This window comes from Scandinavium hiltneri (genome assembly GCF_024764835.1).
Taxonomy (GTDB): Bacteria; Pseudomonadota; Gammaproteobacteria; order Enterobacterales; family Enterobacteriaceae; genus Scandinavium; species Scandinavium hiltneri.
On record NZ_JALIGE010000050.1, the window covers coordinates 1 to 559 of the forward strand.

Annotated in this window: 1 pseudogene; it reads right to left on the bottom strand. The window is 60.5% G+C overall.

Annotation, left to right across the window (positions count from 1 at the left end):
* Window positions 1-342 precede the first annotated feature (342 nt).
* Window positions 343-559 (bottom strand): annotated as a pseudogene (locus tag MUU47_RS00240) (hypothetical protein); the annotation flags it as partial.

The window sequence follows — 559 nt, forward strand, 5'->3', positions numbered from 1 at the left end:
GTCGTAGTGATGGGCAGGCTAGATGCGGGACGCGGCGGTTCGCCGCGAGATACTTGGAGTTGTTTCCGGGGAGGGTCGGGAGAATTGTCGGAAGGGAAAACTGGAAGAATTGGCAGTGCCAATTTTGTATCTGAATATATGGGGCGATTAACGAACGAAATGATCGCGGAATAACCTGCGGATTACCCGCGTGAAACTTTCATGACGCGATATACGCAGAATCCCCGACCAACGGCTGGATACTTCGCTCGATCCAGTCATTGGTTGGGTCGGTGCAAGAATTTCGAAACATATTACAAATTGCTACGAAACGGCGCCGCCTCGGCCGTCCCCGGCTCGGCGTCACTCCGCCGCCTGCGCCACGGCCTTGGCCTTCGCCAGCTTGCCGGCCGCCTCCAGCAGTTCCGGCGCGGCCCACTGCTCGGCGCTGAATTCGCGACGGATCAGGCCGAAACGCTTGGCCGCCTGGATCGAAGCATCCAGCCGGCCAAGGAAATCGGCGTCCAGGCGCGGCGACAGGGCGTCGCCCAGCTTGCGGCCACGGTACTCGCTCTGCAGG